This window comes from Sorangium sp. So ce1335 (assembly GCF_051521615.1).
In the GTDB taxonomy this organism is placed as follows: Bacteria; Myxococcota_A; Polyangia; order Polyangiales; family Polyangiaceae; genus Sorangium.
Map to the genome: position 1 here is coordinate 4,487,135 of NZ_CP150363.1, position 14,156 is coordinate 4,501,290.

General features: G+C 70.8%; 10 protein-coding genes. 5 read left to right on the forward strand and 5 right to left on the reverse strand.

The features are described from left to right. Positions 1–362 precede the first annotated feature (362 nt). Positions 363–1,928: an IS21 family transposase gene (istA, locus tag WMF24_RS16435; RefSeq protein ID WP_437730029.1), complete on the forward strand. Its 1,566-nt coding sequence runs from the start codon at positions 363–365 to the stop codon at positions 1,926–1,928. Then, positions 1,928–2,749, forward strand: coding sequence for an ATP-binding protein (locus WMF24_RS16440; RefSeq protein WP_437730028.1), 822 nt, complete (start codon positions 1,928–1,930; stop codon positions 2,747–2,749). Before istA ends, WMF24_RS16440 begins: the two co-directional genes overlap by 1 nt. 859 nt (positions 2,750–3,608) lie before the next feature. Here WMF24_RS16440 and WMF24_RS16445 read toward each other — a convergent pair. Both WMF24_RS16445 and WMF24_RS16450 read right to left on the reverse strand, forming a co-directional pair. Beyond that, positions 3,609–3,932, reverse strand: a complete 324-nt coding sequence (locus WMF24_RS16445; protein WP_437737351.1) for a tyrosine-type recombinase/integrase — start codon at positions 3,930–3,932, stop codon at positions 3,609–3,611. Positions 3,933–4,192: 260 nt separating this feature from the next. After that, the gene (locus WMF24_RS16450) at positions 4,193–4,648 is read right to left on the reverse strand and encodes a hypothetical protein (RefSeq protein WP_437737352.1); all 456 of its coding nucleotides are present in this window, start codon (positions 4,646–4,648) and stop codon (positions 4,193–4,195) included. Between the two features lie 175 nt (positions 4,649–4,823). Here WMF24_RS16450 and WMF24_RS16455 point away from each other — a divergent pair, with 175 nt between their 5' ends. Further along, positions 4,824–5,342, forward strand: a complete 519-nt coding sequence (locus tag WMF24_RS16455) for an MOSC domain-containing protein (RefSeq protein WP_437737353.1) — start codon at positions 4,824–4,826, stop codon at positions 5,340–5,342. Between the two features lie 45 nt (positions 5,343–5,387). On the opposite strand, the gene WMF24_RS16460 is transcribed toward WMF24_RS16455, so the two are convergent. Together WMF24_RS16460 and WMF24_RS16465 are read right to left on the reverse strand one after the other, a co-directional pair. Then, positions 5,388–6,656 carry a serine hydrolase domain-containing protein gene (locus tag WMF24_RS16460; RefSeq protein WP_437737354.1) on the reverse strand — a complete coding sequence of 423 codons (1,269 nt, stop codon included), beginning with the start codon at positions 6,654–6,656 and terminating at the stop codon, positions 5,388–5,390. Between the two features lie 287 nt (positions 6,657–6,943). After that, a complete protein-coding gene (locus tag WMF24_RS16465; protein ID WP_437737355.1) occupies positions 6,944–8,215 on the reverse strand; it encodes a Kelch repeat-containing protein in 1,272 nt (423 codons plus the stop codon). Positions 8,216–8,373: 158 nt separating this feature from the next. On the opposite strand from WMF24_RS16465, the gene WMF24_RS16470 reads away from it, so the two are divergent. Together WMF24_RS16470 and WMF24_RS16475 are read left to right on the forward strand one after the other, a co-directional pair. After that, entirely contained in the window at positions 8,374–9,120 is a 747-nt protein-coding gene (locus tag WMF24_RS16470) for an AAA family ATPase (protein WP_437737356.1), read from the forward strand. 120 nt (positions 9,121–9,240) lie between these two features. Then, positions 9,241–12,333, forward strand: coding sequence for a DUF3427 domain-containing protein (locus tag WMF24_RS16475; RefSeq protein WP_437737357.1), 3,093 nt, complete (start codon positions 9,241–9,243; stop codon positions 12,331–12,333). A 51-nt stretch (positions 12,334–12,384) separates the two neighbouring features. On the opposite strand, the gene WMF24_RS16480 is transcribed toward WMF24_RS16475, so the two are convergent. Further along, positions 12,385–14,109 (reverse strand): RCC1 domain-containing protein, encoded by a 1,725-nt coding sequence (locus WMF24_RS16480; protein ID WP_437737358.1) that lies wholly within the window; start codon positions 14,107–14,109, stop codon positions 12,385–12,387. Positions 14,110–14,156 lie beyond the last annotated feature (47 nt).

Consider the following 14,156-nt stretch of genomic DNA (forward strand, 5'->3'; position numbering starts at 1 on the left):
TGCCACCCGATGAAACGGGAGCGGACGTGGCTCGCCTCATCGCCGCCATTCAGGTCGGCTGCCCGGCAGATAGGTGCGGTTCGCACGGCTCGCTACCTTCCGCGTGCCGGTTTGCAGCCTCATGGGGCCACCTGACGGCGTTTTTTGCAGGGTCATGGGGCCACCCCAAACGCAGGAGGATGGGGCCACCCGCGCGGGGGCGTGACCCAGTTTTTTGCAGGGTCATGGGGCCGGCTTCCGAGGTTTTTTGCAGCCTCATGGGGCCAGCTCGGGACGCCGCGGTCGGGATCTGAGACGGGCTCCTTCCGACGACGGCGCGGGTCGCCGTCGGAAGGAGGCCGATGCCCTACCGAGAGCTGATCATGGTTGACATCAAGGAAATGCTCCGCCGTCGTGCGGCGGGGCAGAGCGCGCGTCACGTGGCGCGCGAGACAGGGTTCGATCGCAAGACGGTCGGCAGGTACTTCGAGGCCGCTGCGACATTGCCACTGCCGCCCGATCGCGAGCCGACGGACGAGGAGATCCACGCAATCGCCCAGCGCGTGCAGGCGCGCCCGGTGCCCGACGCGAGCGAAGAGTGGAAAGAGATCGGCGCGCATCGCGCACGTATCGAGGCCTGGCTCGCCCAGCCTCGGCCGCTGAAGCTGACGAAGATCCACACGCTGCTCAAGCGCGACCACGGCGTCAGCGCGAGCTACGACACGCTCCGGCGCTTCGTCATGGAGGAGCTCGCGTGGCGCAAGAAGACGCCGACGGTTCGCGTCGCTGACACCGAGCCCGGCGAGGTCGCGCAGATCGACTTCGGCCTGATGGGTAAGCTGTTCGATCCAGCGACGCAGCGGGTTCGAAATCTGTGGGTGCTCGTGGTGACGCTCGCGTACAGCCGCTACCAGTTCGTGTGGCCGTCGTTCGAGCAGACCACGGCGGCGGTGTGCGCGGGGCTGGATGCGGCGTGGAGGTTCTTCGGCGCGATGGCGCGCGTGATCCTCCCGGACAACATGAAGGCCATCGTGCTGCGCGCTGACGAGCTCGCCCCCGTGCTCGTGCCGGCGTTCCTCGACTACGCGCAGACGCGCGGGGTGTTGGTGGATGCCGCGCGAGTCAGGTCGCCCAAAGACAAGGCGCGTGTCGAGAATCAGGTCGCGTACGTGCGCGAGAGCTGGTTCGACGGCGAGTCGTTCACCAGCCTCGACGAGGCGCGCGCGTCCGCTGAGCGATGGTGTCGCCACGTCGCCGGTGCGCGCGTCCACGGCACGACGCGCGAAGTGCCGCGCGAGGTGTTCGAGGCACGCGAGAGGAGCGCCATGAAGCCGGCGCCGACAGCTCCGTTCGACGTACCGCACTGGACTGATGCAAAGGTGCACCCGGACCATCACGTGCAGGTCCTCCGGTCGCTCTACAGCGTGCCAACGCGCTACGTCGGCAGCACGGTGCGCGTTCGCGCCGACAGCGTGTCCGTGAGGATCTACGCCGGCACGCAGCTCGTGAAGGTGCACGCGCGCGTTGCGCCGGGCAAGCGCTCCACCGACCCGAGCGACTACCCCGTGGGCAAGGACATCGCGGCCGAGCGCGATGTGGCTTCGCTCATCGCGAGCGCGAAGAAGTGCGGCGTGCACGTCGGCATCTACGCCGAGCGGCTGCTCGATGTGCCGCTACCGTGGACGCGCATGCGGCTCGTCTATGCGCTGCTGCGGCTGTGCAACAAGTTCGGCAACGGGCGCGTCGAGGCGATCTGCCAGAGCGCGCTCGCGTTCGATGTCGTCGACGTGCAGCGCGTGACGCGCATGCTCGAGACGGCGAAGACGCCCGCGTCACCGCCCACGGATGAGCGCAAGGTCGTTGCGCTCCCCACGCCGCGGTTCGCGCGCAGCACCGAGCACTTCGCGACACGCACGCTGGCGGCTGCCGCGACGAAGGAGGAGGCGTGATGAGCTCGAGCGAAGTCGACCCCGCGCTCGTCACGGCGCTCAAGCGCCTGCGCCTCGGCCGCATCGCAGCGACGTTGCGTGAGCGGCTGCTGCTGGCCGAGAAGCAGTCGATGGGGCACGAGGAGATGTTGCTCATGCTGCTCACCGACGAGATCGCGCGCCGCGAGGCGAGCGCGACGGAGAGCCGCGTACGCGACGCCGGGCTCGATCCCAACATGCGCCTGGAGCTCTGGGACAAGACCGCGAAGGTCAGCTTCGACAAGCGTCTGCTCGGTGGGTTCACGAGCCTGCGCTTCCTCGAAGAGCACAAGCACATCGTCATCCTCGGCTCGGTCGGCGTGGGCAAGACCTTCCTCGCGAACGCGCTCGGACACCTCGCGTGCCAGCACGGCTACAGCGTGCGTTTCCTGCGCGCCGACGCGATGCTGCGCAGGCTGCGCCAGAGCAGGCTCGACAACTCACGCGACGCCGAGATGGTCGCGCTCACGACCGTCGACCTGCTCATCCTCGACGACTTCGCGCTCGAGGCGATGAGCAAGGAAGAGAGCCGCGACGTCTACCAGCTCTTCCTCGAGCGCACGGGTCACGCGTCGATGATCGTCACGAGCAATCGCGACACGGCCGAGTGGCTCGCGATGTTCGACGACGTGCTGCTCGCGCAGAGCGCCGTCGATCGGTTCAAGAACGCGGCGTTCGACTTCATCGTCGAGGGCGAGTCGTACAGGCCACGGCTCAAGCCGAAGCTCGACGAGAGCAACACGGCCGCGCCAGTGCCCGCGCGCAGCAAGCCGCCCACCCATCCACGCAGCAAGCGGCGATGACCGCTGCGGCCCCGGCGAGGACGTCGATCCCGGGGCCGCGCCGCTGACCCCCTCGCTCCACTCGGCGCGCCTCGCCCACCCTCGTCAGCATGGCCGCGAGGGGCGCCGGGGGCGGGGTGGACGTTCCTGCTCCTGAGCGTCGTGACCCCTGCGCCGGACCTACCAGGGGGCCCGGGTGGCCCCATGACCCTGCAAAAAAGAGGGACGTCGCCGGTCGCTTCGCGCCCGGCTCCGGGGACCTCGACACGCTTCGCGGTCTCGGGCATGGTCGAGACCGATCACGTCGTCTCCCCCTGGCCCCATGACCCTGCAAAGGGGTGGCCCCATGACCCTGCGACGTGGCATTCCGCGCTTCCCGCGTTCGGCCGTGAGGTCGACCACGGGAGCTTGGACGCTGGCCGCCGCGTTCTGGCATGGCAGCCCCAGTAGCCGCCCGATCGCCTCGTGCGCAACGCGCACGGCTTCAACGTCCCCGGCCGCCGCCGCGGCACCCAGCCCCTCCCCGAGCTGCGCAACCAGCGCCGCTCGCGGCGACAGGGCAGGGGAGGGCGCCGCCCCGACCCCCGCACCCACGCTACTACCACCGGCGGCCACCTGCTCCGCCAACCGCACCAGCATATCCACCCCCACCGCCTCCCCCGCCGCCACCGCCTTCAGCGCCGCCACCGCCAGCTCCCGCGCCTGGCCTCCGTCTCCACCCCCACCTCCCGTCTGCCCACCTTCCTGCCCACTTTGCCACCTAACCCCGCGATTTCCCTCAGCACCCCCAGCCTCTTTTAATCCGTAGGTCCAGGGTTCGAGTCCCTGTCGACCCACCATCGCGAAATCGTTGAGGCTTTCGCCCGCTGAGATGAGCGCCTCAGCGAGTGGTCGGAGAGGCCGCGACCGTCCTGTTGCCGTCGACGCCGAGCAGGCCGATCGTGGCCACGAGGTCCTCGCGGACGACGTGGGCGTAGTTCTGGGTGGTCGCCAGGTGCAGGAGGCCGGCGAGGGCCTGGACGGCCGGAGCTCCGCCGCCACGGCGGAAGAGCTGGGTCACGAGGAAGTGCCGGAGGTCGTGGAACCGGAACGGTGCCGCGATGCCGGCCTTCCTCGTGGCCTGCTTGAGGGCCTGGTTCAGCGAACACTCGGCCCAGGGCTGGCCCCGCCTCGTGGTGGAGACGAGCCCGGCCTTCTTCTTCACGCTTCACGCCCTGGAGGACCGTGAGGAGCTGCGCAGCGAGGGGGACGACGCGCTCGTGGCCGCTGCTGGGGGCCGACAGCTACCCCTTCGAGCGGCTCAGCCGGACAACGAGGAACCCCTGGGCGCGATCTACGTCGGACCAAACGGTCAGCGCAAGGTTTCTGCAGCGCACCGGCGGCGACGCGAGCAACTGCTCGACGCAAGCCCGCAGGACTTCGGCTGGGCACGGACGACGTGGACGCGCGAGCTGCTGGCGCTCCTCAGCCGTCACGAACAACGAACGGCACCAGGTGGGCCAGGTCAAGTTGGGTGACGTCTGCGAAACGCAGGCTGGCGAACCGGACGAGACTCGCAGCACGCGACAGCAATTCGGGAGCGGCACGAGCGATGAGAGGCCGGACCGGCGACGCACCCAGAAAGTAGATGGTCGATCCGCCGTAACCAAGATCGGCATCGAAGGAGTAAAGACCGCGCGAAGCCTCACGTAGAGGGATTGTGGGATCCGCCTTGGAAGCTCGATAGGCCGCGCTGAGCATCCCTTCGGTGACGACGGGGGCGGAGTCCAGGAACTCATCGGCAGCACGCACCGCGACGTAGTCTTCGAAGACAGCGCTCGGCCACGCAGCGTAGGCGCCAGTGAAGACGCCAAGGTGCGAGTCGGCGTCCACAGCAAACCAGCGCGCCAGGGTGCCCTCGAGCTCGTGCCGTGTGGTCATTGCGAATTGACTCCCGGGCGGTTCGGTTGTGTGACGCGGTTGCTCGGGTCATTCCGGCAGGTCGGCTCGAGTGTCGCCGGGCAGGGGCAGGCGTCAACCTCGTCGGGTCCGACCTGCTCCTCTCCGCGGCTGGATCAGTGCCGGGCCCCGCACCGCGCGTGGCATGCTACCGCCCATGGCGCCGAAGGACACGTCGTCGATGACCCTGCGCGAGCGGCTCGCTCACGTGCCGCAGGCGGGCCGCCTGGTCTGGATCGGCGTCCGCCCCGCGTACGGCGCGCCGATGATCGTGCTCCCCGAGGTCGAGCTCGTCGAAGGGCGCGGCGTCGCGGGCGATCGCGCGGCCAGGGCGGGCGGCAAGCGGCAGGTCACGCTGATCCAGCACGAGCACCTGCCGGTCGTCGCGTCGCTCGTCGGGCGCGACGCGGTCACGCCCGAGCTCGTCCGGCGCAACCTCGTGGTCGCGGGGAGCAACCTCGTCGCGTTGAAGGGGCTCCGCTTCGCGATCGGCCACGAGGCGGTGCTCGAGGGGACCGGGCCGTGCGAGCCGTGCTCGAAGATGGATGAGGCGCTCGGCGAGGGCGGTTTCCAGGCGATGCGCGGGCACGGCGGGATCACGGCGCGCGTGCTGCGCGGGGGCCGAGCGCGGGTGGGGGATGCGGTGCGCGTGGTCGCGGAGGACGAGCTCGCCTGATCTGCACCCTGCCCACGCGGCGAGCCGCCGCTGGTGGGCCGCGTCTCATGCCGATTCGGTGGCGGCGTAGACGCTGCGCCAGAAACGCTCGAGAGACCCCGAGAACAGAAAGCCGGCGGATTGTGTCATCACGATCCCGATCAGCGCGCGGCCCGGATCATTGATCCAGGACGTCCCGAACCCGCCGTCCCAGCCATAGCGCCCGGGCACCTCCGAGACCGCGTCCGGCGCCGTGACCACGGCCAGCCCATAGCCCCAGCCGTGCATCTCGAAGAAGCCCGGGAAGAACGAGGACGCCGCCTTCTGGGCCGGTGTGAGGTGATCGGTCGTCATCTCGCGCACCGAGGCGGCGCTCAAGATCCGCCGGCCCTCGTGCACACCGCCGTTCATGAGCATGCGCGCGAACAGGAGGTAGTCGTCCACCGTCGACACGAGCCCGGCGGCGCCCGAAGGGAACGCCGGCGGGCTGGCATAGGCGCTCTCGGCCCCGTCGCGATCCATGCGCGTCTTCTCTCCCGTCTGCTCGTCCGTGTAGTAACCGCAGCCCGCGAACCGAGCGAGCTTGTCCGCCGGGACGTGAAAGTCGGTGTCCCGCATCCCGAGCGGCGCGAGGATGCGCTCGCGCACGAACGCATCGAAGCCCTGGTCGGCTACGCGCCCCACGAGCACCCCCTGCACCAGGCTCCCCGTGTTGTACATCCACTGCGCGCCCGGCTGATGCATGAGCGGCAGCGTCCCGAGCCGCCGGATCCACTCGTCTGGCCCGTGCGGCGTCATCGGCACCGGCTGCGCGTTGACGAGCTCCAGCTCGTCGATGGCCCGCTGGATCGGCAACGATGCGTCGAACAGGATTCCAAAGCCCATCGTGAACGTCATCAGGTCGCGCACCGTGATCGGCCGCTCCGCGGGCACGGTCTCGTCGAGCGGACCATCGATGCGCGCCAGCACCTTCCGGTTCGCGAGCTCCGGCAACCATCGGTCGACGGGGGAGTCGAGGTCGAGCTTGCCTTCCTCGACGAGCATCATCACCGCCGTCGCGGTGACCGCCTTCGTCATCGAGGCGATCCGGAAAATCGTGTCCCGCCGCATGGGCGTGCTGCCGCCGAGCTCGGTAACGCCCGCCGCGTCCACGTACACGTCGTCGTCGCGCGCGACCAGCCAGACCGCTCCCGGCATCTGCCCCGCCGCTACCTCCGCCTCCATCACCTCGCGCGCGGGCGCCAGCGCGCCGGCCCCCGCGTCCTGCCCTGGCTGCCCCTCCTCGGTCCCGCCCAACGCGCACCCCGGCGCCGCGACGCTGATCAAAGCTCCCATGAACTCTCGCCTTCTCATGACCGTCGATGCCTCTCCGAGCGGGGGCGCCTGCCCCTGCCGAGAGCACTGACTGCCCGCGCCCGAAAAAATCATCGGTGGCCCGTCACGATCGCCGCCGGGCGGTGCTCCGCTTGGTCGTCCGCTCGGGCGCCGCCCTGGGCGGGCAAAGCTCGCCCGCCCGCGCTCAGCACGCTCCCACCACATCACCCCCGACCGAAGACCTGTTCCAGATCTGTTCCATGACTCCGAAGAGGTCGACCGTCTCGCTCCCGGCAGGCGTGAACGCATCAACGCTTCGGCTTGCAGCCTCCGTAGCGCTCCACGCTCGTCATGGCCGGCGGATTGGTGAAGTACGTCGCGTCGTACCCGCCCGTGATGAGGACCGAGCCGTCTTGCAGGGCCGTCGCGGTGTGAAAGCCCCTCGGGGTCGGGTCGTCGATCACGGTCCAGGTATCGTTCGACTCCTTGTAGATCTCGGCGCCCTCGGTGCCGACGGCCATCACGCGGCCGTGAGACATGGGCGCCACCGCGGACGCCCAGGTGTGCCAGAAATTCGGCGGCGCGGTCGGCGTCCACGTGTCGCTCGCGGGGTCGTAGATCTCGGCGGTCTCGCCGGCGTCGACGAGGACCACGACCTCCTCTTCCGTGCCGCCGTAGATCTTGCCGCCGCCACCGACCACCAGCACGCGTCCGCTCGGCAGCAGCGTGGCCGTGTGCTGCATGCGAGGCAGGTTCGTCGGCGCCGCCGCCGTCCAGCCGCCCGTGGCCGGGTCGTAGATCTCGACGCTCGTGCGACCTGCCGGCCGCTCGTCGCGGTTCAACGTGTACCCGCCGACGACGAGCACGCGCCCATCCTGGAGCAGCGTCGCCGTGTGCAGGTGGCGGGTCACCGACATCGTCCCTGCGCTGGACCAGGTGTTCGTGGCGGGATCGTAGAGCGCGGCCTCCCTGAGGACGCTATCGTCGTCGCTGCCGCCCGTGCGCAACACCAGCCCGTTCGGCAAGACCGTGAGCGCCGTCTGAGCGAACTCCCACCCACGCGCCGCCTCGGCGGGCGTGAGCGGAACGCTCGTCGTCGCGCCCGTGCTCGGATCATAGACGAGCCCGCCGGGGCTGAAGAGCACCCTGCCGTCCTGCAGGAGCGCGGCGCCCACGGGGTACATCGGGTAGGGAAGCGCGCCGCCGGTCGTCCACGCGTCCGTGGCAGGATTGTAGAAGTCGACAGCCGTCGGGTAGGGGAAGGCGCCGCTGCCGCCGGCGACCATCACCTGGCCATCCGGCATGAGCAGGGCGATGTGCCGCTGTCGCGCCTCAGGCAGCGGCGCCACGGACGACCACGCCGCGTGGGCACCGACGTGACGGCGGCACAGCTTCGCCGGGCGACGGTCGGCCAGAGACGCCGCACGCGCCTCGAGCGCGCCCTCCGCGAGCGCGCCCTCCGCGAGCGCGCCCTCCGCGAGCGGCGTGGGCTCAGACCCAGCGCCGCACCCGGCGACCGCGAGCGCGGCGAGGGACAGCAAGGCGACAAGACCACGATCGCAGCGATCGGTGGAAGACATGGTAGGACCTCGTCAGGTGCCGGGGGAGGGTGGAGCCGTCCCCCGCGGGAACGCGTCAGTGCGCAACAGAGGATCATACCAGATTGCTCCATGCCGCGTACGACGTGCTATCGCCCTGAGAACCCGCGTACGCTCGTACGCCACGGCCTCGCACCCCCATGACGCGCGCCCTCCTCCAGCCCGGCTTCATCCGCTCCGTCCAGCTCCTGCGCGAGCGGGTCGCCGACCTCTCCCGGTACCCGTTCAGCATCCCCGCCGTGCGCGGCCTCGAGGAGCTCGCGCTGCACCCGAAGGTGACCTTCCTCGTCGGCGAGAACGGCTCCGGCAAGTCGACCCTCATCGAGGCGATCGCGCTGCTCGCGGGCTTCAACGCAGAGGGCGGCTCGAAGGGCTTCAACTTCTCGACCCGGCGCTCCGAGTCGGAGCTGCACACGGCGATGCGGCTCGTGCGCGGGCCGCGCCGCGAGAAGAACGGCTTCTTCCTCCGCGCCGAGAGCTTCTTCAACGTCGCGACCCAGGTGGACGAGCTGGGGGTCACCCCGGGGTATGGCGGCACGTCGCTGCACGAGCAGTCGCACGGCGAGTCGTTCCTGGCCCTCGTGAAGCACCGGTTCGCGCCGGACAGCCTCTTCATCCTCGACGAGCCGGAGGCGGCGCTGTCGCCGGCCAGGCAGCTCACGCTGCTCGCGCGCATGCACGAGCTCATCGAGCGCGGGCGATCGCAGTTCATCATCGCAACCCACTCGCCCATCGTGCTGGCCTATCCGGCGGCGACCATCTACCGGCTCTCGGAGGACGGCATCGCGCAGGTGGCCTACGAGGAGACAGAGCATTTCGCGCTCACGCGCGACTTCCTGCTGCACAGGGACCGGTTCTTCCGTGAGCTCTTCCGGGGCGATGAATGAGGGCGCGCACGACGGGGCCCGACCTGGCCCGGGTGAGGGGGCTGTGTCGCCTTGCGGGGGGATGCCGGCGATGGTCGATGCCGCCCGGAGGCGCGCTCGCCTGCAGTAGACTCGCGGCCGATGAAGTCGACCCGGCGCGGTCTTTACGAGATCCTCGTGACGGAGGCGCTGGCGTCTGGCCTGCGCGAGCTCGATCCCGGCCAGGAGGCCCGCACCGGGGGGCTCCGCGCCGCCGAGGCCGCCGACCGCATCGCGCTGCACCTGGGTCGCGTCGTGCAGCGCGCCATCGCCGGCGTGCCCGACGCAGCGCGCGTGAGCGTGGGCGTGGGGCTGGCGCGGAGGCTCGTCGCGCAGATCGAGGCGGTGATCGCCGGCGCCGACGTCCAGCCGGACGCGCCTGTCGAGCCGGGGACGGTGCTCCGGGCCATCGTCGGGCGGCAGCCGGACGGCAGGCCAGAGACGATCGCCGAGCCGCTCATCCCGCTGCTCGACACGACGCTGCTCACCAACGCGCCCGGCGAGCCCAGGGTGGGTCACCAGCTCCTGACCGAGGTCCGGTCGGCGGACCGCATCGATGTCGTCATGGCGTTCGTCCGCCACAGCGGCATTGCCCCGCTCCTCGAGGCCCTCCGCGTGCATTGCCAGGCGGGCCGGGCGCTGCGCGTGCTGACGACAACGTACACGGGCTCGACCGAGGCGCGGGCGCTCGACGCGCTCCTCAAGGCCGGCGCCGACGTGTGCGTCTCGTACGACATCGGTACGACGCGCCTGCACGCGAAGGCCTGGCTCTTTCATCGCGCGTCGGGCTTCTCGACAGCCTATATCGGCTCCTCCAACCTGACGCACACAGCGCAGACGAGCGGACTCGAGTGGAACGTTCGCGTGTCCGGGGCGCGCAACCCGGATGTCGTCGCCAAGGTCGCCGCCGTCTTCGAGAGCTACTGGAACAGCGGCGACTTCGTGCCGTACGACCGCGAGGCGTTCCTCGCGCGCGTCGATCAGGCAGCGAGCGGGGCGCCGTCGGTGATGCTCAGCCCTGTCGAGCTCCGCGCCGAGCCGTTCCAGGAGCGCCTGCTCGAGCAGATCGCGCTCTCCCGCGCGCGCGGGCATCACCGCAACCTGCTCGTGTCGGCGACCGGCACCGGCAAGACGGTGATGGCGGCGATCGACTACGCCCGGCTGCGGGAGGCGCTGCCCCGCGCGCGGCTGCTCTTCGTCGCGCACCGTGAGGAGATCCTGGAGCAGAGCCTGGCGACGTTCCGTCACGGCCTGCGAGATCACGCGTTCGGCGAGCTGTGGGTCGGCGGCCGGCGCCCGCGGCGCTTCGACCATGTGTTCGCGTCGATCCAGAGCCTCGCCGCCGTAGGGCTCGACGATCTCGATCCGCGCCACTTCGACGTGGTGATCGTCGACGAGTTCCACCACGCCGCGGCGCCGTCGTATCGCGCGTTGCTGGAGCACGTGAGGCCCGTGGAGCTCCTCGGCCTCACGGCCACGCCCGAGAGGAGCGATGGACTGCCGCTGCTCGGGTGGTTCGATGACCGGATCGCCGCGGAGCTGCGGCTATGGGACGCAATTGACCAGCACCGGCTGGTGCCCTTTGTCTACTTCGGCATCCACGACGGCCTGGACCTGCGCGAGGTGCCGTGGCGTCGCGGGCGGGGCTACGACATCGAGGGGCTCTCCAACCTGCTCACGGCCAACGACGTCTGGGCCCGGCAGGTGGTGGCGCAGCTCGTCGCGCACGTCGACGACCCGCGGACGATGCGGGCGCTCGGGTTCTGCGTCAGCATCGAGCACGCGCGGTTCATGGCGCGCGTCTTCCGCGAGGCGGGCATCGCGGCGGCAGCCGTGTGGGGGGACAGCCCGGACGGCGAGCGGCGCGCGGCCCTGGCGATGCTGGGGGCGCGGGAGGTGAACGTCGTCTTCTCGGTCGATCTGTTCAACGAGGGGCTCGACGTCCCGGCGGTCGATACGCTGATCCTCCTGCGGCCGACCGACAGCCCGACGCTGTTCTTGCAGCAGCTCGGGCGCGGTCTGCGGCGCAGCGCCGGCAAGACCGTGTGCACCGTGCTCGACTTCGTCGGGCACCATCGCCGCGAGTTCCGCTTCGATCGCCGGTTCGGAGCCCTGCTCGGCGGGAGTCGAAGGGAGGTGATGCAGCAGATCGAGAGCGGGTTCCCGTTCCTGCCAGCGGGCTGCCACATGGAGCTCGACGAGAAGGCGTCGGAGCTCGTGCTCGAGAACATCCGGCAAGCCGTGCCGTCGGGGTGGACGGCCAGGGTCGAGGAGCTGCGGCGGCTCGCCCGCGGCGGCGACGTGAGCCTGGCGCGGTTCCTCGAGGAGACAGGGCTCGAGCTCGAGGACGTGTTTGCCGGCCAGCGATCGTGGTCGGACCTCCGCGGCGAGGCGGGGCTTCCGTTGCTGGGCGCCGGACCGCACGAGCAGGCGCTGCGGCGCGCGTGCGGGCGGCTGCTGCACGTGGACGATGTCGCGCGGATCGAGGCGTATCGCCGGCTGCTCGCGTCCGAGGCGTGTCCGGATCCCGACGCGATGAGCGCCCGCGAGCGACGGCTGTTGCGCATGCTCGTCGCCACCGTGGCCGATCGCGCGATCGGCAAGACAACCACGCTCGCGCAGGCGTGCGCGCTCGTCTGGGCCCACCCGCAGGTGCGCGCGGAGCTCGTCGAGGTGATGGACGTGCTCGCCGGGCGCGTCGACCACGTTCACCGGGCGCTCGCGACGCATCCGGACGTGCCGCTCGAGGTGCACGCGCGCTACTCCCGCATCGAGGTCCTCGCGGCGTTCGGGGTCGGGGGCAGCGCGAAGGTCGCGCCGTGGCAGACGGGCGTGTACTGGGCGAAGGACGCCAGGGCCGACCTGCTCGCGTTCACGCTCGACAAGACGAGCGGGCAGTTCTCGCCGACGACGCGCTACCGCGACCACGCCGTCAGCCGGCAGCTCATCCACTGGGAGAGCCAGTCGACAACGCGCGCCGAGAGCGACACCGGGCGGCGCTACAAGCAGCACGAGGCGCTCGGCACGGCGGTGATGCTGTTCGCGCGGCTGCGCAGCGACGATCGGGCGTTCTGGTTCCTTGGGCCGGCGCGCTACGTGCGGCACGAGGGCGAGCTGCCGATGGCGATCACGTGGCGGCTGGACCACGCGCTGCCAGGGGACCTGTTCGCGTCGTTCGCGGCGGCGGTGGCGTGAGGGGAGGGCGCCGCCCGGACGCGACTGCTGCGCGCCCGGCAGCCCTCACGGTCAGAGGCAGAGCTCGTCGATCTCGTTCTCGCAGTCGATCACGTCGTCGCAGACGCGCTCGAACGGAAGCGGTTCCCCTTCGGCGCAGAAGAACGCTCCCTGATCCCGAGAGCAGTTGGCCTCGTCGGCGCCGTCGTCGCAGTCGCGGATCCCGTCGCAGAGCGCCTCGTTCATCACGCCGCCCTGCTCGTTATCGCAAGGATACCAGGACATGTGGCAGAGATACGATGCCTCGACCCCGGACGGCCGCGCGCACGCGGCGTCCACCGGGCAGCTCGGCAGGACCTCGTCCGGCGTCTTCGCGCAAGCGGCCCAGCACGACGCTCGGGTCAGGTACAGGGCGTCGGTCATGCAGTCGAGATACGTCTCGTCCGCGGGGAGCGCCGCGAGGCAGGCGGCGTTCATGCTCCCCTCCTCGGCGATGCAGCCGTCGAGGTCGGCATCGACGCCGAGTGCACAGCGGCACATCGTCTCGGCGTAGGCGCGGACCGCATCGACATGGCGATCCCGGGCGGCAGGTCGCGGCGCCGGCTCCGGAGCGCGGCACGCGTCGGCTCCCGGCCCCCGGCTCACGAGGTACGGCGCGGCCGCCGCCCGGGGATCGAGGTCGCCCCAGCACAACACGCTCCCGTCGTTGCGGACGGCGCAGGCGTGATGCCCGCCCACGGAAAGGTCGATGGCGCCGTCGAGGCCGACGACCGGCCCGCTGCCGAAGGCGCGATCGTCCGGCGTGCCGTTGCGACCGTCGCCGAGCTGCCCGCCGTCCGACCAGCCGTGGCACCACACGCCGCCGTCCGCCCTGCGCGCGCACGTGCTCGAGGCGCCAGCGCCGATCTCGACAACGTCGCTGCCCATCTCCATCACGACGCCCGGCGCCTCTTCCGAGAGCGGCCCGAGCCAGGGCGAGCACCAGACGAGCCCGCTCCGCTTGAGCACGCAGCGGTGCGCCGAGCCGAGCGCGGCGCCGGCTGCCGGAGAGTCCGCGCCGTCGCGCAGCGGCGCGGCGCGGTCCCAGGTCGAGATGTCGACGAGCTTCCCCTCCGGGACGAGCGCTGCCATGCGGTCGAAGCCGCCGAACAGCCCGAAGACAGGCTGCGCGTCCGAGACCGCCGCGAGCGTCGGATCGCGCCGGACGCCGGAAGCGTCCGTGCCCCAGCACGTGGCGTGCGTGAGCGTGTCGAGGACGCAGGTTTGCCGATCGGCGAGCGCCACATCGAAGATCGCGTCGGAGATGCCTGCCGCCCGGATCACGACGGGGAGGCTCGAGCGCGCCTCCGCCACCCCGGCGAGCTGCCCTTCCGCGTTGTCTCCCCAGCACCACAGCTCGCCGCCGGCGAGCGCACACGTGTGCCTGCCGCCGGCGACGACCTTCTCGGCGCCGGGGATCCGGACCTCCACGGGCCTGTCGCGCCGCTCGAAGGTGCCGTCTCCGAGCTGTCCGTACGTGTTGTCGCCCCAGCACCACACGCTACCCCCGGCGAACAGCGCGCACGCGTGCGCCGCGCCGCTTGTGACGGAGAGCGCGCAGCGCCCGTCCGGGCTCGCGTCGCCGCCTGTCGGGCTCGATCCGCCCCCGGACGCCTCCGAGCCGGTGCTGCCCGCCGCGCCGGGCTTGTCGTCGGTGAGCGACACCTTCCCGTCGCACGCCGCGAGGAGCACACCGAGCGCGAGCCAGCAGCGCTGAAGCCGCGATTGTGTGCCGCCAGGGAACGATCCAAGAGCCATGAACCCACCCTCGCTATCGAGCGCCCAATGAGCGCCCACGCTAGCAA